The 18,540-nt window shown below is 64.3% G+C and carries 22 protein-coding genes; 8 read left to right on the top strand and 14 right to left on the bottom strand.

The features are described 5' to 3' along the window. Positions 1-166: 166 nt before the first annotated feature. From FO488_RS04725 to FO488_RS04710, 4 genes are all read left to right on the top strand, one after another. Positions 167-1,717, top strand: a complete 1,551-nt coding sequence (locus FO488_RS04725; protein ID WP_149209486.1) for an FAD-dependent oxidoreductase — start codon at positions 167-169, stop codon at positions 1,715-1,717. Positions 1,718-1,788: 71 nt separating this feature from the next. Continuing rightward, positions 1,789-2,175, top strand: a complete 387-nt coding sequence (locus FO488_RS04720; protein WP_149209485.1) for a cytochrome c3 family protein — start codon at positions 1,789-1,791, stop codon at positions 2,173-2,175. Positions 2,176-2,264: 89 nt separating this feature from the next. Continuing rightward, positions 2,265-3,491, top strand: coding sequence for an OprD family outer membrane porin (locus tag FO488_RS04715; protein ID WP_149209484.1), 1,227 nt, complete (start codon positions 2,265-2,267; stop codon positions 3,489-3,491). A gap of 137 nt (positions 3,492-3,628) precedes the next feature. Further along, positions 3,629-4,813 carry an MFS transporter gene (locus FO488_RS04710; RefSeq protein WP_149209483.1) on the top strand — a complete coding sequence of 395 codons (1,185 nt, stop codon included), beginning with the start codon at positions 3,629-3,631 and terminating at the stop codon, positions 4,811-4,813. Between the two features lie 69 nt (positions 4,814-4,882). On the opposite strand, the gene FO488_RS04705 is transcribed toward FO488_RS04710, so the two are convergent. The 13 genes from FO488_RS04705 to FO488_RS04645 all read right to left on the bottom strand — a co-directional run bounded on the left by FO488_RS04705 (position 4,883) and on the right by FO488_RS04645 (position 13,218). After that, positions 4,883-5,317 carry a VOC family protein gene (locus FO488_RS04705; RefSeq protein WP_149209482.1) on the bottom strand — a complete coding sequence of 145 codons (435 nt, stop codon included), beginning with the start codon at positions 5,315-5,317 and terminating at the stop codon, positions 4,883-4,885. Positions 5,318-5,411: 94 nt separating this feature from the next. Then, positions 5,412-6,107 carry a YafY family protein gene (locus FO488_RS04700; protein ID WP_149209481.1) on the bottom strand — a complete coding sequence of 232 codons (696 nt, stop codon included), beginning with the start codon at positions 6,105-6,107 and terminating at the stop codon, positions 5,412-5,414. 31 nt (positions 6,108-6,138) lie between these two features. Next, a complete protein-coding gene (locus FO488_RS04695) occupies positions 6,139-6,768 on the bottom strand; it encodes a hypothetical protein (RefSeq protein WP_149209480.1) in 630 nt (209 codons plus the stop codon). Further along, the gene (locus FO488_RS04690) at positions 6,765-7,520 is read right to left on the bottom strand and encodes a hypothetical protein (protein WP_149209479.1); all 756 of its coding nucleotides are present in this window, start codon (positions 7,518-7,520) and stop codon (positions 6,765-6,767) included. The genes FO488_RS04695 and FO488_RS04690 overlap by 4 nt, the downstream gene beginning before the upstream one ends. A 400-nt stretch (positions 7,521-7,920) precedes the next feature. Then, positions 7,921-8,262 carry a PilZ domain-containing protein gene (locus tag FO488_RS04685; RefSeq protein WP_149209478.1) on the bottom strand — a complete coding sequence of 114 codons (342 nt, stop codon included), beginning with the start codon at positions 8,260-8,262 and terminating at the stop codon, positions 7,921-7,923. Between the two features lie 57 nt (positions 8,263-8,319). Beyond that, a complete protein-coding gene (locus FO488_RS19630; protein WP_149209477.1) occupies positions 8,320-8,520 on the bottom strand; it encodes a hypothetical protein in 201 nt (66 codons plus the stop codon). 75 nt (positions 8,521-8,595) lie between these two features. After that, complete coding sequence (locus FO488_RS04675) at positions 8,596-8,859, bottom strand: PilZ domain-containing protein (RefSeq protein WP_149209476.1); 264 nt, start codon at positions 8,857-8,859, stop codon at positions 8,596-8,598. A 99-nt stretch (positions 8,860-8,958) separates the two neighbouring features. Next, entirely contained in the window at positions 8,959-9,537 is a 579-nt protein-coding gene (locus FO488_RS04670; RefSeq protein ID WP_149209475.1) for an outer membrane protein, read from the bottom strand. Positions 9,538-9,581: 44 nt separating this feature from the next. After that, a complete protein-coding gene (locus FO488_RS04665) occupies positions 9,582-9,914 on the bottom strand; it encodes a DUF3024 domain-containing protein (RefSeq protein ID WP_149209474.1) in 333 nt (110 codons plus the stop codon). 172 nt (positions 9,915-10,086) lie between these two features. Then, positions 10,087-10,395 (bottom strand): hypothetical protein, encoded by a 309-nt coding sequence (locus FO488_RS04660; RefSeq protein WP_149209473.1) that lies wholly within the window; start codon positions 10,393-10,395, stop codon positions 10,087-10,089. Positions 10,396-10,508: 113 nt separating this feature from the next. Continuing rightward, positions 10,509-11,126: an FAD-binding protein gene (locus tag FO488_RS20325; RefSeq protein WP_149209472.1), complete on the bottom strand. Its 618-nt coding sequence runs from the start codon at positions 11,124-11,126 to the stop codon at positions 10,509-10,511. After that, positions 11,087-11,923 (bottom strand): FAD-dependent oxidoreductase, encoded by an 837-nt coding sequence (locus tag FO488_RS20320; protein WP_168205890.1) that lies wholly within the window; start codon positions 11,921-11,923, stop codon positions 11,087-11,089. The genes FO488_RS20325 and FO488_RS20320 overlap by 40 nt, the downstream gene beginning before the upstream one ends. A gap of 62 nt (positions 11,924-11,985) precedes the next feature. Next, positions 11,986-13,218 carry a PAS domain S-box protein gene (locus FO488_RS04645; protein WP_168205889.1) on the bottom strand — a complete coding sequence of 411 codons (1,233 nt, stop codon included), beginning with the start codon at positions 13,216-13,218 and terminating at the stop codon, positions 11,986-11,988. A gap of 347 nt (positions 13,219-13,565) precedes the next feature. Here FO488_RS04645 and FO488_RS04640 point away from each other — a divergent pair, with 347 nt between their 5' ends. The 4 genes from FO488_RS04640 to FO488_RS04625 all read left to right on the top strand — a co-directional run bounded on the left by FO488_RS04640 (position 13,566) and on the right by FO488_RS04625 (position 18,002). Further along, positions 13,566-15,146 (top strand): flavocytochrome c, encoded by a 1,581-nt coding sequence (locus tag FO488_RS04640; protein ID WP_205743353.1) that lies wholly within the window; start codon positions 13,566-13,568, stop codon positions 15,144-15,146. Positions 15,147-15,204: 58 nt separating this feature from the next. Continuing rightward, entirely contained in the window at positions 15,205-15,903 is a 699-nt protein-coding gene (locus tag FO488_RS19625) for a cytochrome c3 family protein (protein ID WP_205743352.1), read from the top strand. A 222-nt stretch (positions 15,904-16,125) separates the two neighbouring features. Further along, positions 16,126-16,479: a PilZ domain-containing protein gene (locus FO488_RS04630; protein WP_168205888.1), complete on the top strand. Its 354-nt coding sequence runs from the start codon at positions 16,126-16,128 to the stop codon at positions 16,477-16,479. A gap of 263 nt (positions 16,480-16,742) precedes the next feature. Further along, positions 16,743-18,002 (top strand): DUF5677 domain-containing protein, encoded by a 1,260-nt coding sequence (locus FO488_RS04625; RefSeq protein ID WP_149209469.1) that lies wholly within the window; start codon positions 16,743-16,745, stop codon positions 18,000-18,002. An 81-nt stretch (positions 18,003-18,083) separates the two neighbouring features. On the opposite strand, the gene FO488_RS19315 is transcribed toward FO488_RS04625, so the two are convergent. Continuing rightward, a complete protein-coding gene (locus tag FO488_RS19315; RefSeq protein ID WP_168205887.1) occupies positions 18,084-18,407 on the bottom strand; it encodes a PilZ domain-containing protein in 324 nt (107 codons plus the stop codon). Positions 18,408-18,540 lie beyond the last annotated feature (133 nt).

Below are 18,540 nucleotides of genomic sequence, written 5' to 3'. Positions count from 1 at the left end.
GAACCGTAATTACTGGTAATGAACGTTCACTGCCATGTTTAATACGCAAGCATACTTTACGCATAAATATTTGTTAGTAATTAATTTTGTTGACGTTTTATTGCCAACATTCTATGTTTTTTATTGGGAATGAACGTTCACACCCAATATTTCCAATGGAGGTCGTATGAAAAGCAGAAGTGTGGTTAAGGGGTTGTTGGTTGCCGTGGCGTTGCTGACGGCGGGCACCGTATGCTCTGCCGCCGACAAGGCCGCGGTCACGGATTATGACGTTGTCGTTGTGGGTGGCGGAGGCTCCGGCGCCTGTGCCGCCCTGGCCGCCGCCCAGTCCGGGGTGAAGGTCCTGGTGGTGGAGAAGGAGCGCAAGCTGAGCGGCTCCTCCGGCCTCACCAAGGGGATGATGGGAGTGAACACGTCCCTGCAGCGGAAGCACAACATGAAGATCACCCCCATGGAGGTCTTCAAGCAGATGGAGAGCTACACGCACCTGCTTTTCAATGCCCGCCTGGCCCGCGCCACGGTCGAGCACTCGGGCGAGACCATCGAGTGGCTGATGGATAACGGCGTGAAGCTGTGGCTGCCCGTCGAGCCGCAGCAGTTCGCCCACGATGCGGTCAAGCCGATCATCTACCACATGTGGGACGGCCAGCAGGGGCTGGCGGCCCTGACCACGGCCATCGAGAAGGCCGGCGGGACCATCATGTACCGGACCGAGGCCACCAGGATCAACAAAAACGCCGACGGCTCCGTAAGCGGCGTGCAGGTGCGCGCCCAGGACGGCACCGTGAAAACCGTCAACGCCAAAGCGGTCATCATCGCCACGGGCGGTTTCATGGGCAACGACGAGATGATGAAGAAGGCGGGCATCGTGGGGCACCCCATGGGCTGGCTCGCCAACGACGGCGTGGGCATGAAGATGGCCTGGGAGGCGGGGGCCGCCAAGTACAAGGAGAACGTCACCGAGTACCACGGCCAGGGCATCGTCACCAAGGGCAACAACAAGGAATCCATCCTGATGACCAAGCTGGAGCCCTTCATCCATATCCCCATCCTGTGGGTCGATAAGACCGGCCAGCGTTACTACAACGAGGACTACGTGTACGACAACGCCCTCGTGTCCCACGCCCTCGTTTCCATCGGCGGCCAGGGCTTCGTGGTGTTCGACCAGGCCACGGTGGACAAGTTCAAGAAGGCGAAGACCGGCATGACCGACTCCTTCGCCAATATCAGGAACATCCCGGGGAAACAGTCCGGCCCGATCCCCGAGCTTGACGCCTACCTGGAAGCCGGCGTCAAGGACGGCGTGGTCCACAAGGGGCGCACCCTGGAAGAGCTGGCCGCCAATGCGGGCTTTCAGAAGGCACCGTTCCTGAAACAGATCGGCGCTTACAACGGCTACGTGAAAAAGGGCGAAGACGAGCAGTTCGGCAAGGCCAAGGAACACCTGATGTACCCCGTTGCCCAGGGGCCGTTCTACGCCCTTGAGGTCATGACCTACAACCTCACCACCATCGGCGGGGTCAAGGTGAACGAGCACCTGGAGGCGGTGGACGAGAACTTCAACCCGGTCAAGGGGCTCTACGCGGTGGGCAATGTGGCCGGCGGCCTCTACTCCGACAGCTACATGACCGTGGAAGGCCTGACCATGGGCTTTGCCGCCGTCTCCGGCCGCCTGGCCGGCCTGAACAGCGCGGAATACGTCAAGGCCCGCAAATAGCGCCTGCGCAGTTGCATCCCATTACGAAAAACGTATCGATCGATCAGGATCGCACTTTAAGGAGATACGCAATGAACAAGGAAGCACAACATACCGGTTATCTACTCTGCATGCTGTTCCTGGCGGTAGCGGCGCTGACGTCGGCCACCGCCGACGCAAAGGACCGCGAACCGCTGGCCAAAAAACACCTGGCCCAGGGCGTCAAATGCCAGGACTGCCACGCCATCGACAAGCTGGCGGCCCCCGCCGAAGTGGCGGCATGCCTCAACTGTCACGGCGGGTATGCGGGCATGGCCAAGCGGACCGCCAAGAAGGATACGAACGGCGGCTACCTGAGCAATATCAACCCCCACGAATCGCACTTCGGCGACGTGGAATGCACCGAATGCCACGTGGCCCACAACGCGCCGCACAAGAGCATCTGCGACCGGTGCCACACCTTTACCTTCGATATGTAGCGACGGGCCGCAGCCCAGCGTTCCCCCTCCCGCGACGGGAGGGGGAGTCATGAATCCGGCAGAAAAATTACATTTATTCAGGAGTGTCTATGAGATCCACAATCTCGCTTCTTCTCTTGGCCGCCAGCGTGTTCGCGACCCAGGCCTTTGCGGCCGACACCATCAAGGAAATGTTTTCCCAGGGGACCATCGACGGCTCCCTGCGCTACTACCTGTACGACCTGAAAACCAAAGACGCAAAAGACGCGGGCGATTCGGTGTTCGCGGCCATCGTGGGGTACAAGACCGCCCCCCTGAAGGGCGTAAGCCTGGCCGGCACCTTTGCCTCGGCCAACGACGTGGCCACCAGCAATACGTGGGACAACTACATGATGCTGCAGGCATCGGGCAGTAACCAGCACAAGAGCTTCACCAAGCTGATGGAGTACTACGTCCAGGGGGAATGGTTCGATACGACGATCAGGTACGGGGCCCAGCAGATCTACACCCCCCTGATGAACATGGACTACTGCCGCATCCTGCCTAAGACCTACAGCGGCCTCACCCTGGTGAACAAGAGCATCAAGGACCTGGAACTCCACGCCTATTACATCGACGGCTTCTCGGGCTGGAACGACAGCAGCTTCTACGACATCGTCAAGTCGGTGGATTCCTCGGCCAAGGACAAGCCGCTCCTGGTGGGGGGCGCCCGCTACAACACCCAGGTGGGGTCGGTCAACCTGGGCGCCGAGGGGTGGGTCTATCACATGGACGACGTGGTGGACACCGGCTACCTGAGGACCAGATTCGGCAAGAACATCGGCGACTACCACCTCTACTTCATGCCCTCCGTCATGGTGCAGAAATCCAACGGCGAGAACCTGGGGGGAAAATTCGACACCTACGAGTACGGCTTCGAGACCGGCGTGGACGCCTACGGCGCCAAGTTGCAGGCTTTCTACGCCAAGACCGGCCCCGACGCCCAGTTCACCCCCTGGGGCTTCGGCAAGATCGTCATGCAGCAGTTCCTGGTTTCGGGCTGGCACGGCAAGCAGGACGCCTACGGCGCGCTGGTCGGCTACGACCTGGGCCAGATCGGCGTTCCCGGGCTCTCCACCTATGTCTGGTACAACCGCTACGACGCTCCCGGCTCACGCTCCAGCGAGATCGACTACAACGTCCAGTATGAATTCAGGAAAACCTTCAACAGCGCCCTCGACGGCCTCAAGTTCGAGGTGGGATACGCCATGGTCGACAACGCCTCTACGGCCGACCAGAACGAGCTCAGGGTGCGCATGACCTATCCGTTCTCCATCGGCGGAGGCGGCAAGAACTAAGCAGCGGCACATCCGGGCCGGGGCCGCCGAACCCCGGCCCGGGTGACGGGCCCGTGGAGTTCTCCCTCCTTCCTCCACGGGCCTCTTTTCCGCAGCCTACCGGCATGGGGCATCTTCGGCACGCCAAGGGAGAAACCATGGAAACCCGCACCCTGTTCCGGGGGCTGTTCCTGATCAACTTCGCCATCACCCTGGGCTTCGGCATCGCCGACGCCTTCTTCTCGCTCTACGTCTTCAGCCTGGGCGCCAGGGGAGCACTCCTCGGCCTCCCCCTCGTCCTCTACTCCCTCTCCAAGATCGTCCTCAGCCCCTTCATGGGCGCCTGGGCCGACCGCATCGGCCGCAAGAAGGTCGCAGCCGCCAGCCTCGGCCTCTACCTCTTCGTCTCCCTCTCCTACCTCTTCACCGCCAGTCTCCCCCTCATCACCCTCCTGCGCCTGCTCCAGGGCATCGGCTGCGCCATGTTCCGCCCCGTGGTGCTCTCCCTGGTGGGCGAAGCCTCCCCGGACCACAAACGGGCCACGGTCATGGGCACCTTCGACATCTCCTTCTACGGCGCCCTGAGCCTGGGGCCGGTCGTGGGAGGGATGCTCAAGGACCTGTGGGGCTTTCAGGGGATCTTTGCCACCCTGGCCCTCCTGTGCGTCGTCGCCCTGGCCGTGGCCCTCATCTGCATCCCCGGCCACAACCCCCCGCCACGCCAAGCCAGCCACAGCGAACGCCTCGGTGACCTCCTGGGCGCCACCCGCCACAGCTCCCTGCGGGGGCTTTTGGCCTTCGTCTTCGGCCGGGCCTGCGGCATCTCGCTGTTGGGGGCCTTTCTCCCCATCATGCTCACCGCCCGGCTGGGGCTGAGCGGCACCCGTGCCGGGCTGGTCATGGCCTCCTCCACCCTGGTGATGACCCTCTTGCTCCGCCCCATGGGCATGCTCTCGGACCGGGCGCCGCGCAAGTCCCTGGTGGTTGCCGGGGGCACCGTGGTCTCGCTGCTCTACTTCCTGATCCCGGTGGCGGCGGGTTTTAGCCAGATCCTGGCGCTGGGGGTGGGTATCGGCCTGTTCAGCGTGTTGTCCCAGCCTGCGAGCACGGCGCTGCTGGTGGAGGAGGGGAGCCGTCACGGCATGGGTGCGACGGTGGGCACCTGCAACGCGGTGCTGAACCTTGGTTTCGTCTCTGGCCCGCTGTTGGGTGCGGGATTGCAGAGCGCCCTGGGGCTGACGGCGGTGTTCTACGCCGCCGGGGTTCTGGGGCTCGGGGCCGTGGCGCTGTTCGTGGGCAATGTGTTGTTGCAGGAGGGGGCGAGGCCGCCGAAGCGCGGCTAAGAACCGGCTCGGCGGCAAGTTTGAGGACGGGACGGCGCCGGTCAGGGCACCGGATCGGGACCCGGCCCCCTAAGAGGCCGAAAACTCCGCCATCCGCCGTTGCAGCTCCTCCGGCGCCACCTCCTCCACCCGGGTCGCCAGGTGCCAGATATTGCCGAACGGGTCCTCCACGGTGGCCATGCGGTCCCCCCAGAACTGGTCCACCGGGGCCAGCATCGCCGTCGCCCCCGCCTCCAGGGCGCGCAGGTATACGGCATGCACGTCGGGCACGTACAGATAGAGGGCCGCGGGCATGGCCCCGCACTCCTTCGGCTCGCCCAGCATGACGACCGAGTCGCCGACGATCACCTCGGCATGGCCCACGGAACCGTCGGGCCGCTCGATCCGCTCCTTTTCCCGGGCCTGGAAGGCCCGCTTCATGAATTCCAGCAACTCCGCCGCGCGGGGGACGGCCAGGTAGGGGGTTACGCTGTGGTATCCTTCCGGAATCGGTTTCACGTTCATCTCAGGTTCTCCTTCGCGGTCGATGGTTTGAGCATATCTGCTCACCCCCACCCTACCCCGCGCCGCTGTCAGAACCTGTCAGGAGTCTCCATGGCTACCCGGGATCGCGGATGCCGACCACGCTCTTGAGATAGTGGGCGATGCTGATGGTGTCCGTGGGCGTGAAACGTTCCTCCAGAAGGTCGAGCGCCTCGATGCGGTCGAAGCGGAAATTCCGGTAATCACGGCGCAGTTCGCACCAGGCGAGCAGGGTCCAGCAGCTGCTCCAGCCGACCAGCCCCAAGGGCCATATGATCCGCTCACTCTTCCTTTCCCGTTCATCCCGGTATGCCACCCGGATCTTCTGCCGTTCTTCGCAGGCCCGGCGCAGCGTGCCGTGCACCCGGCGCAGCCCGTCGCCGCTCTCCAGGATGGGGATGCGGTAGGGCTGCCGCTCCGCATGGCGCTGCAACGGTTCCGTCAGGATGGAGCGGATCTTGAGCTCGGCGCTCCGCGCCGCCTGGGCCAGATCCTGGTCGGTGAACGCCTGGGCCATGCGGCTGCCCACCATGAGCGCCTGCAATTCGTCAGGGGTGAAGATGAGGGGCGGCAAGTGGTTGGCGGGGCGGATCAGGTATCCCACCCCCGGTTCCCCCTCCACCGGCACGCCGGAAAGGACCAGGGCCTGCACGTCACGGTACACGGTGCGCAGCGAAACCCCCATGGCCTCCGCGATGGCCTCGCCGGTCATGGCGGTGCGCCGGGAGCGGAGCAGCAGCACCAGCTGAAACAACCGTTCGGCCTTGTTCATGTCATTCTCCGATCCCGGCAGGCGGGCCGCATCATCCCCACAGGCGCCCCCACAGGTAGGCGAACAGGGTGCCCTCCACAAAGAGCGCCGCGCAGAAGACCCAGTTCCAGCGGAGGGACACGTCCACGGTCCGGCAGTTCAGGAAGCGGGCCAGGGTGAGGATCATGCCGGCAAAGGGTGAGACGATGTAGGAGACCGTCCCGCCCAGCGCCAGGCAGAGGGCCAGGGAGATGGGGGGTACCGGCATGTGCAGCGCGGAGATGATCTGGCCGAACACCACGATGGAGATGAAGGGGTGGATGCCCACCAGGGCGCAGGCCACCATCAGGATGGGCAGCGCCACGATGGCAAACGGCCCGAGAGCATCCACCACGGCCTGGAGATGGGGCTGGATCAGGGCCAGGACGCCCGACTGCTGGATGGCGGTGGAAAAGATCCCCATGGAGATGAACAGGGGGGCCAGGTCCACGATCTTGAGGAGGTCCTTCTCCCAATACCCCGCAAGCGTCCCCCGGAACACCGGCTGCCGCGCATAGGCGGCCATCCAGAGCAGCACCACGACCGCCCCGGCCACCGTGATCCGGTTGGCGGCCGAGGTGCCGAAATTCCGCCACTCCAGGAACATGATGAAGAGCAGCAGCCCCACCACCACCCCGATCACCTGGGCCGCCTTGCTGCGGGCGGCCCTGTCGGTGATGCCGGCACCGACCTCTCCCGCCCCGCCCCCGGGCCCACGGCGTCGGCCAGGTAGAGCCGGGACTCCACGGCATAGGCGGTGGCGAGGCCGATCATGCTGAAGATCATGCTGGGGAGGAAGAGCCCGCTCCATTTGACCCCGGTGGCCTGGATGACCAGCATGACGTTGATGGCGCCGGGGGCCCACAGGACCACGAGCCCGAACCCCCGGGAGAGGGCCACGGAGAGGAAGCGCTCGTAGTGGGTGAGCCGCCCCTTCAGGGTATCGCCATAGAGGGAGACCATGACCGGTATGACCCCGAAACTGAGGATGCTGGCCAGGATGTGGGTGACCGCCATGGTGAAGAGAAAGAGCGACTTCTCGCTTTTGAACGACCGGCCGAGCCAGTGCTGCACCACCTGCTGGTAGTTGCCCAGCTTGATGGGGATGGCGAAGAGCTGCATGACGATGAGGATGGCGATGAGGTTGGTCATGGAGGCCAGGGCCTTCATCCAGACCGGCAGCGGCTGCCGGCAGACGAGCAGCAGGGCGACGCCCGAGAGAAGAAAGACGATGGTGATCTTCTTGAAGCCCTTGCCCATGAGCGGCAGGCTGAGGCCGAGCACCGCGATGGTGGCCCCAAAAGCGGCATAGGACAGATCCGGGGACACGAACGGCGCCAACAGGTGCAGCGCACCCAGGGCCAGCATGGAGATCTTGCACAAAAGGGGTAACATGGTGTCTTCCTTCCAGAAAGGCCGGGGAGGATGCCGCCCCGGGCAAAAACGGCAGAGCCGGACGGCAGCCGTTTTCTCCGTGGCGGACGACCGCCTGGAGTCATACCATAGGCCGGGGAAAGCGTAAAATCAAAACTGTATACGACATATACCCTACTGAATTACTTGCATTTTAGGGGGAAGCCCCCCTCGCCGCCGCGATGGCCCGGGGCGGGATGCGGCAAGGGGGAAGGGGTGCGGCGATACGGCCGAAGTGGTCGGGGATGCCGGGAGGGGCTCTCGTTTTGCGCCCTTCTCCGGCTGCGGAGACGGGAGGCGACAGGGGCGGATGGCATGGGAAAACCGCCGGTTTTTCCACATGGTTATCAACACCTGTGGGTAAGATAAATTGACATTAATATTATTGATCGCTAATGGCATTCCGCGCGGCGGGGGGGAGCCAGTGCGGGCCGGCCGCGGCGCAGCGGCCCCCATAGATGAGTTCGAGGATCTGCACCCCCACCAGGTCCGGAGCGAGCCGGGCCACCCGGCAGGCGTACCTCACGGGGTAGACATCCGTCCTGCCCAGGGTCAGGCCGCAGGCACAGCCGGGACGCACGCACTCCGGGATGCTGTTGCCCAGCTTGACCAGGGCGCCGCTCAGGGAGATGTTGTCGATCTCGCCCACATAGGCGAGGCCGGCAAAATGCAGGGTGCATTTCGCATGGCCCTCGATCCTGAACCTTTCGCCCATTCTGCCCATGGGATCGGTCTCTTTCCCCAAAAACCGCCTGGAACGTTCTTGGGGAAAGTATAGCAGTCAAAACTTTTTTTGCAGGAAATAGTTGATTTCGGGTCGAAATTTCTTTCCGGAGCCGAGACGGCGGCGCCAGAACGCCATTAAAATAATTCCCTTTTTATCCCGTTCCCGCTCCCCGGGCCGCGCGAAAAAAAAGACCGCCCGGGAAGCGGGGCGGCCTACGTGTGGAGAGGGGAGATGGCCCGAAAGCGACAGGATCACGCCACGGCATCGGAGGGGAGGCCGGTGGCGGTTTTCCGCCGGGCGGGGCCGTGGCCCCTCCGCCGTTTTCGCGGCTTACGCGTCGATGAACTGCACCCCGAGATGGGGCGCGTCCACCCGGACGATCCTGCAGCGGTATTCCACCGTGGTCAGCAGGAGAACCGTCAGGGAACCGGTTGCCCCGACCTCGATCCCCTCCCGGAGCGGGCCGTCCATTTCGATCGACGCGCCGGTGGTGGAGAGATTGTCGATCAGACAGGGGTATTCTCCGCCGTTGATGGTCAGGCAGCACTTTGTCCTGATGGCGAACCGTTTGTCGCTGCGCTCCGTTCGTTCCATGTGCAGGCACCCGTCATCCCTTTTTCTGTAATTCTACTACCTTTGCCCCGGCACGTCCATGCCGCTCCGGCAGAGAGATCTCCGGCCGCGGGAAGCCGCCTACCGGAAGCTGAACCGCACCGCCGCCATCACTGACGATCCGGAGAGGTCGAAGGTGCCGACGCTGTAGTTGGACAGGTCGCCGATGCCGGCGACGCCGAAGTAGCGATAGCCCACATCCAGGGAAAGCGCCTCGGCGAGGCGCACATCCACCCCGCCCCCGGCCTGGTAGGCCACCCCCGTTCCCAGGAAGTAGCCCGCGCCCGGCGAGGCCCGATGCCCCCGGCCCAGGCCTGCGCCCCCGCCCAGGTACGGGGTCAGGGGGGAGTCGGTGCGCATGCCCCACCAGAGGTTGAGCAGCCAGGCGGCGGCCCAGGAGTTGTCCGCCGCCCCCCGGGCGGCGGCCTGACGGTAGGCGAGCTCGGTCTCCAGGCGCAGGCCGTTGTCGAAGGCGCCCCCGAAGGCCCCGGACACGCCCCACCCCGTATCGTAGGCGACGTCGGTCCGCCCCTGGCCGTAATTGAGGCCCGAGGTGCGCTCCGGCAGCCAGCCGCCAGCGGCAAGGGAAAGGTATTTTTCGGCACAGGCGGGCCGGGCCGCCAGGAGCAGGCCGACGGCCAGCACAAGGATCGCTCTCATGGGGATAGTCCCTCTTTCCGGGCAGGTTTGGGGATGGCCGGGGGCTACTCCCAGAAGATGCCGGTGGGGTCGGCCCCCACCTCGGCGACCAGCCGTTCCAGGGCATCCCGGTTGCGCCCCGTGGGGTACGGCTGGCGCCGGTTCTTCCGGTCGTACCAGTACAGGGTCCAGATCTGCGATCCCGGGTCGAATTCGAACTGGGCCACGTTCACGCTGTTCAGGATGTCCGGGTCGATGAACAGGGGCCGGGTCTCCACCAGGGCCACCCGGTTCCCCCGCACCTGGTAGGCAAGGGTCACCCCCTCGCCGCACCGCGCCCGGCAGAACGCCCCCAGCAATTCCTCCACCCGTGCCGCTTCCCTGTCGGGCAACGCCATCTTTCGTGCACCTTTCCCCGCGCATCAATCTCGCCAACAGCCTGTTATGGCCCGAAACCGCTCTGTTTTTCAACGAAAAACTGCCTGGTCAATTGTGGAAATTACGGGGAGATCGGGGAAATGGGCTGATGGGCTCGCGCCCCATGCGGTTGGCTGCGGGGCGCCGCTCCGCCTAGTGGTGCCGTGCGGACGCCGCCCGCGCCTGTTTGTACTGTTCCGTGGACCGGTTCTTCTGAATGGCGCTGGACAACTGCTCGATCAAACCCCGCTCGTCGGTCCGCAGGTCGAACATGCGCTGCGCATCCACGAAGCTGCCGAAGAAGCGCGTCGTACCGCTTTCCTGGTCCTTTGAGATGAACTTGTCGGCGTAGCGTTCGAAACGCGGATCGAGGGTGTGGGCGTCCAGCGCCTCCATGAGTTTGTCGATGCTGTCCGGTTGTTCCTGATGCGCTTTGCCGCCGTTTACGGTAATCCTGGTCATGATGGTTTCCTTCTGAAATCCGGTATTTACTGCAAAATTATAGTATACTCCCATTCGGGGCACAGGGTATCGTTTTTTTGCCGCGGGAAGTGCGGGGACCGCGCCGCCACGGTTCAGGCGCCCCCCTCGGCCTCGGGCACCGGTTCCCGGGCGGCGTTCACCCCGGCGATCCTGCCGAAGACCAGGCACTCGCAGGTTGCCATGCCGCCGATCCGGCAGGCGCCGTTCAGGCCGCCGGTCACCTCGCCGGCGGCGTAGAGGCCGGGGATCGGCTCGTGGCGCCCCGCATCCAGCACCTGGGCGCGGGGATTGATCTGGATGCCGCCGTTGCAGTAGTGGATCTTGGGCTTGAGCCGGGCCAGGTAGTAGGGGGGGGTGATCCGGTAGCGCTTATCGTAGCCCAGCGGCTTGCCGAATTCCGCGTCAACGCCGTTGTCAACCGCCTGGTTGTAGGCCGCCAGGGTAGCGGCCAGCGCCGTCCCGTTGATGGCCTGATCCAGGGCCAGGGCCTCAATGGTGTCGTAGCGCCGCACGACCCGCCGTTTCAGGCACTGGGCCAGGTTCGGGAACTCCCGCGCCGCCTCCTCCCCCACGATCACCATGGGGTCGCGCCCTTCCAGGCACATATCCCGGGAGCGGGACAGGCGGTCGGTCAGCTCGTTCACGAACCGCTTTCCCGTGGCGGCGTCGATCATGACCCCGTGGGGGAAGCCCACCAGCAGCGTGAACATGGCCCCCACCCCCACCCCTTTTCATCCCGGGAGGTCCAGGGCCCCAGTTGAATCCACGAAAGGTGGACCGGCGTGGCCCCGACCTTCAGGGCGCTCACCAGCCCCTCGGCGGTCGCCCCCGGGTGGTTGGTCGTTTCCAGGCTGCCGTCCAGCCGGGGATTCTGCACCATGCGGAACGCCACATCCTGACAGAAGCCGCCGCTGGCCAGCACCACGCCCCTGCGGGCCGTGATCCTCCGGGTGGTGCCGCTGTCCCGGCGCGGGAAGATGTGGCCGTCGGCCACGGCGACGCCGGTCACCCGGCCGCTTTCGTCCTGGATGAGATCCTTCAGGGCGCACTGCATGCGTATGGTGAGGCCCAGCTCCCGGCATTTCACCAGAAGGGCCTGGACGATGGCGGCCCCGGAACAGGCCGGGGTGTTGTAGATGCGGGGCACGGAATGCCCGCCGCCATGGATGAGGGCATCGTCGAAGGTGACGCCCAGATAGTCCCGCGCCCAGAAATAGGCCTCCAGGGAGTGTCCCGCCACGGTCCGGACCAGATCGGGATGGTTCAGCCCCTTGCCGGCCCGCAGCATGTCGCTCACGAGCCGAGCTGGGGAATCGACGATCCCGGCCGCCGCCTGGAGGGGGGAATCGGCCACGGCAAACAGGCCGCCGCTCAGGGCCGAATTGCCCCCCGGCACCCGCATCTTTTCGATGATCAGCACCGAGCATCCCGCATTCCGGGCTTCGATGGCCGCCGCAAGCCCGGCGAACCCCGACCCGACAACGACCACGTCATAGACCTTGTCCACCACGACCGTTCCTTCCTCCGGGGCATCATCGTTCGAAGACGGACGATACCCGGTGTTCCCCCCTACGCCAGTTTCCGGTTCATCAGGTAGCCGTACAGGCTGATGTCGCCGGACCCCGCCAGCCCGAGCTTCCTGCGGATATTCTTGCGGTGCGTCTGGATCGTGTCGAAGGCCAGGTTCATCATGGTGCAGATCTCCTTGCTGCCGAACCCCGCCTGGATGAACTTGCAGATCTTCATCTCCGTCTTGCTCAGGCGCAGCAGCCCGGAATCCAGCTCCTCCTCCGACCCCTTGGTCAGGGAAACCAAAAGCTCCCCGACAAAATCGATGTAGCCGTTGTGCACGTCGTCCGTGGATGCGGCCTTGATCCTGCGCAGCATGGGCAGGATGTCGTTGGCGATGGCCCGGGAAAGCCTGCCGGTGAGCTCCCGCTGCTCGTTCTCGATATTCCTCAGCACGGTGCGCAGGGTGATGTTCACCTCCTCCGTGAGGATCTTCTCGTTCTTGAGCTGCCGCTCCATACTCTTCTGCTCGGAGACGTCGTCCACGATGACGATCCAGAGCCGGTAGCCGTCGATGATGATGACGCTGACGGTGAACACGGCCGGGAAGGCGCGCTTGTCGAAATAGAGCGCCGTGAGTTCCGCGCTTTTGACTTGGTTCTCGATGATGCCGTCCATCATGGCGAGGATGGTCTCCCTGCCGCCGTCGCTGCAGAGGGAGCGGATATCCACCCCCAGGATGTTGGCGGGATGGAGGCCGAAGATCTCGCACGCCTTCTGGTTGGACTCCACCACCTCCCGGTCCTCGTCCACCAGGATGATCCCCTTGCCGACCCCCTGGAAGACCGAGCGCAGCATCTTCTGGGAACGGGCGAGGCAGGCGGTGCGCTCGCCGACCCGGCGCTCCAGGGCCGCGCGGCTGGTGACCAGGCAGGTGATGTCGTTGAGGATCAGCAGGAAGCCCCGAGGGGTGGCGCTGTCGCCCCCGAGGGGGACGAGGTTGATGTCGTACACGTTGCGGGTGGTGTGGCAGGCATAGGTTCTTCCGGCGGCGCCCGGCGCATCCCGGAGGGCGGAGAGCCGGTCCACGGCCTCCGTCAGGCTGCTGACGTCAAGCCCCAGCCTGACCCAGAACGGCGTGCCGAGGGTGGCTTCGGCGGGAAAGAGCTGGAGGGCCCGGCGGTTTGCGCGCACGATGACGCCCTGGCGGTCCGTAATCAGGATCAGATCGGAGGTGGATTCGAAGACCTCTTCATAGATGGAACTGTCGAATGGCGCATCGTGCGGTAGCATGGTATCCCCGATTTCTGCTGACCTGGCACTGCGATAAACGAATCTGCCCATTTCGCCGGTTGAACGCCGCCATTTTCCGCCAAAACCGGGACGATGTCAACACGCCGCCGCCCGCACACCCCAAAAAATGTGCTTATAAAATATTGTATTCGTTATGTTTATTTCCAGACAGGTACCAAGATATACCCGATTTTGCCCCGGTTTCTCACCTTTCCTCTTTCCCTTGCAGGGCCTAGTGTGCATTCAGCAAGCAATCGGGTAGCAGTCGCCTGCCCCCCAGAGGCGATAGACGATGCCATGATCCGGCAACGCGTGGCGAACACCATCAAACGGGAAAGGAGCAGCAGATGAACGATCTCAGTGATGCAGGGTTCAAGCAGCGGCAGGATGACACCATGAACGGCGCGAAGGACAACGGCAGGCGGGATTTTCTCAAGACCTCCCTCGCCGTCGGGCTGGCTACGGCTTCCGGGGCTTTTGCCCTGGATCTGGCCGCATCGTCCGCAGAGGCGGCCGGTAAACGGCAACTCCCCAAGAAATGGCACGAGACCTATGACGTGGTCGTGATCGGCTCCGGCTTCGCCGGCCTTGCGGCCGCCGCCGAGGCCGCAGGCAAGGGCGCGTCCGTGATCATCCTGGAAAAAATGCCGGTGTACGGGGGCAACTCCATCATCAACGGCGGCGAGTACAACGCCTGGACCGACGAACTGCACCTGCGGGAAAAACATAACCTGGGGGACGACAGCGCCGAGACCCACACCAAGGATACTCTGAAGGGTGGGGATTACTACGGCAGCCCGGAACTGGTGGAGATCCTCACCGCCGGTGCCCCCAAGGCCCTGGACTGGATGATCGACGAAGGGGGCTTGAAGCTGCGGGACGTGCTGAACCGCACCGGCGGCCACAGCAAATACCGCACCCATACCTGCGTGGAAGGGGTCGGCCGGGGCTACACCGAAGCGCTGCGCAAGATCGCCGAACACCGCGGCGCCAAAATCCGCCTGAAAAGCACGGTGTCCTGGATCTGGCGCAAGGACGTGGACGGCCCGGTCCTGGGGGTGGAGGTCGCCTCCGGCCGCGGGCCGGTCAACATCAGGGCGAAGAAGGCCCTTATTCTCGCCTCGGGCGGGTTCAGCCGCGACGTGGCCATGCGCCAGGTCTACAACCCCTCCCTGGACAAGGGGTACAACTGCACCAACCACAAGGGGGCCACGGGCGAGATGATCCGCTACGCCCAGGCGGTGGGGGCCGAGGCCATCCAGATGGCGTTCATCCAGCTCTACCCCTACGCCGACCCGGAGACCGGCATCCTGGACGCCCCGGCGGTGTACCCCTTCCGCGGGCCGGGCTACGGCATCGTCTACGTGGATGAGAAGGGTAAACGCTTCGTCAACGAACTGGAGCGGCGCGACGTGGTATCCCGCGCCGAACTGAACACCGGCGGCAAAAAAACCTTCTCCATCTTCAACGAACAGATGATCGGCAAGATGGGGACCCGGGAAGAGGTGGAAAAAGGGCTCGCCCGGGGCCGCTTCGTGCGGGCCGGCTCCCTGGCCGAACTGGCCGGCAGGATCGGCCTCGACCCGGCCGTGCTGACCGAGACCATCAGAAAGCACAACGGCTACCTGGCCGACAAGAAGGACCCGGAATTCGGCAAGAACTTCACCCCGCAGATGATCTCCCTGGAGCAGGGGCCGTACTACGCCATCGCCCAATGGCCAGCGGTCCACCATACCATGGGCGGCCTCCGGGTCGATAAGGAGACCCGGGTCCTGGACATCTGGGGCAAGGCCATCCCGCACCTCTATGCGGCGGGCGAGGTGACCGGCGGGCTCCACGGCGCCAACCGTCTGGGGGGCAACGCCATCCCCGACGCCACGGTCTTCGGGAGGATCGCCGGGCTCAACGCCGCGGCGGAGAAAGCGTAACCACATGAGCCGACCGGGCTTCCATGAGAATGGGAGCCCGGTTCAAGGAGCGTACGCGATGAAAAACGTCTTGCGGATCAGCGTCACTCTCGGTTGTATCCTTACCCTTGCCGTCTGCGCCCAGGGCGCGCCCAAAAAACCGGCCGGCAGTTGCCGCCCCTGCCATGCGGACCTGAAGGGGCACCTCGGCCCCAAACATCCGGCGGTGGCAAAGGACACCATCGCCGCATGCCTGCCGTGCCACGCCAAGGCCGCCGCAGCGGGCAAGGCGGCCCCCGATCCCTTCGGCACGCGCATCCACGCCCCCCATGTCACGGCGAAAAGCGGCGTGTCGTGCGAGCTCTGCCACGTCATCGCGCCGGGCAAACGGTTTACCGTCCGGGGGAGCGACCGGAGCCTGGGCAAGCCCACGGCCGACGATGCGGCCCTGGTCCGGGAGATCATGGCCTCCCTGGATGCGGGCGCATTGCTGGCGGCCGCCCACGGCAAGCATCAGGTGGCCTGCTCCGGCTGCCACGGCGCCTCTCTGCCGGTCAAGGGGGCTGCGGTGGAGAACGACCGTTGCCTGGCGTGCCACGGTTCCTACGACACCCTGGCGGAAAAGACCAAACCCAAGGAGCCCCACGGCCCCAACCCCCACGCGTCCCACCTGGGGGCCATCGCCTGCACAGCCTGCCACTACGGCCACCGGAAGGCGGAGATCTACTGCAAGGATTGCCATCCCAAATTCATCATGAAGATACCCTTCGGCGAGTGACCGGAGGGAAAACGGCCGGCTGCTCCCCCGGCAAACGAAGCATCCATACACAGCCCCGCCGCCGCACGCCCGGCGGCGGGGACTCGCCGTATCCCCCGCCCGCGCACCACCCCGCCACCGCCCCACTGGCGCCATTAACTATTGGAAACTTCTATTTGAAATGGTATGCTATCCTATAAAAAAACAAAGCGAAGAGACGCTTTGGGCGAGGCGGGACGACCAATGAGCACGCGAAGGTTCACCAGGGTGGAAATCTCGGTACTGGCCGAGATCGAGTACGACGATCGGGTCATAGCCGGCGAGATTATGGAGATCAGCCTGCGGGGCCTGTTCGTCAAGACCGGGGAAAAGATCCCCCTCGGCCGGCAGGTGTACGTGAAGGCGCGCTACCTGCGGAAAGAGTTCCAGTTTCCCGCCACCGTGATCTACGAGCAGGAGCAGGGGGTGGGACTGAAGATCGACGAGATCAACCTCCCTTCCTTTTTCCACCTGCGGGAGCTCATCGCTTCCAAGATCGACGATCCCGATGCCGTCATCCAGGAAACCTTCATCATGGCCGACATCATAACCGGCTAGGTCATAATGATACAATCAGAGGCGTCCGGTCGTTGTCCGGGCGCCTTTTTTTCGTGCGAAAACGGGGCGTTCGGGGAAACGGCCGTTGTGTGGTAATTTTTTTAACATTCCGGACCGGGTGGTAATATTTTCAACATATTGTTTTTGCTGTTGAAATAGGCACATTAAGGGCGTAGAAGGGTACGAACGGAGGAGCTTTCCGCTTTCCAGGGTGCCCCCAGGGGCGTACCCGCAACCCCAGCTCGACACATCGGTGAGAACCAATGGACACACTGCAGCAACTGTTTGAAACGACCCTGACAAAGACCCTTTCCGAGGAGCGGGTTATCGTCCATATCCTGCTGAAGAAATTCCGGGAGCAGGGGTTCGTGCTCAGCAGCGGGCAGATAAAGGAACTGGAACAGGCCATATCCCAAACGGCGGATATCAGCGCCTACAAGTTCGACGAGGACGAGGCCCTGGAGACCCCGGAGGACCTGACGGCATTCCGCAACGGTGGCGTGCGCATCGAAATCGACCACAACAAGGACCTGGCCGAGGCGTTCGAGGAAATCGCCGGGAACCTGTCGAACTCCCTGCCCGAGATCGCGGTGGAGGTTTCGGCCATCATCTTCGACACCTTGAAGAAGAACTTCAAGCAGTACCAGAAGCACGCCCGGAAGGAAAACCGGCAGTTCTGCGCCGACCTGGAGCACACCTGGGGCACGGCCTTCGACCTGCTGGAGATGTTCTACGATATCGCCCTGGAGTCGGGGAACAGCTTCAACGATTACTATTGGCCCAAGGCGGCCAAAGAGGGCAATCCGGTCTATGACGTCCTCGCGGGGCTCCACGCCAACGGCTGCCGCATCTGCGCGGAGATCATCTGCCTGCTCAAGAACGGCTATGCCGACGGCGCCCACGCACGGTGGCGCACCCTGCACGAGATGGCGGTCATCGCCGCGTTCGTGCGCGGCCACGGCAACGACGTCGCCGAGCGGTATCTGTACCACGGCGACATGGAGGAGTATGGCGCGGCCCGGAGGTATCGGGCGCGGTGCCGGGAACTGGGTGGCCGGGAACTGGAGGAGGGGGAATACGCCGCCCTCCGGGACAATTACCTCGCCCTGGCCGCCAAATACGGCAGAAGCTATGAAAACCGGTACGGCTGGGCCGCCGCGGCGCTGGGCACGGAAGACCCGGCCCTTGCCGACCTGGAGGCGGGCGTGGACCCGGACTACCTGCGCCCCTATTACACCATGGCCGGCCACGGCGCAGCCGACGGCCCCAGGGCGCTCTTCTCCCGGGTCGGCCTGCTCCCGCAGACATCGGAGATTTCCCTCTCCGGCCCCGGCAACCCCGGCCTGGCCGATCCGGGGCACGGCACGGCAATCTCCCTCCTGCACATCACCTCGTCCCTGCTGACCGTGGAAGCCAACCTGGACCGGCTGGTGATCTGCAATGTGCTGTCGAGCCTGGAAGGGAAGATAGGCGAGGCGTTCCACAAGGCGTACGAGGCGGTGGAGGAGGCGGGTGCGGCGTAGCGGTCGTTTCGGCCGGGGCCGGGGGCGCCGGGCAACGGAGCCCTGAAACGCGGAGCCGCCCGGGCGGCTCCCCTGCCGTCATTATGCGGTCAAGGCGAGCAGCAGTTTCCGGCACTTCACCCGGTAGCTCCCGTAGTCGAGCTCGTGGAATTGCACCGCCATTGCGGCGTCGTCGCATCGGACCACCTGGCAGGTGTACTTTACCGGGCAGAGGTGCGGCTTGCTGCACAGCAGCAGGACGCACACGGCCCCCGGGCGCAGGGGAGCGGGGCTTCCGCCGCTCAGGCGCAGCAAGGCGCCGCCCAGGGAGATGTTTGCCACCGTCCCCGGGTAATCCGTGCCCCCATGGTGCAGGACGCATCTGGAACCCCGTTCGATCCGGTATCGCCGCGCCGCTCTCCTCATTGCCGCACCCTTTCCCCCCGAAAACTGCCACGCCGGTTTCCCAATTGTACCACCACTATGAAACCGGCGCTGGGAAGAGCGGCCGGCCAATCCCGCCAGCCGGCCAGTTAATCCGTTGACAAGCTGTCCGGAC

Origin of the sequence: Geobacter sp. FeAm09, assembly GCF_008330225.1 — a bacterium.
Classification (GTDB): Bacteria; Desulfobacterota; Desulfuromonadia; order Geobacterales; family Pseudopelobacteraceae; genus Oryzomonas.
Note: the sequence above shows the minus strand (reverse complement) of the source record. Positions and strands in the feature narration are given on the sequence as shown.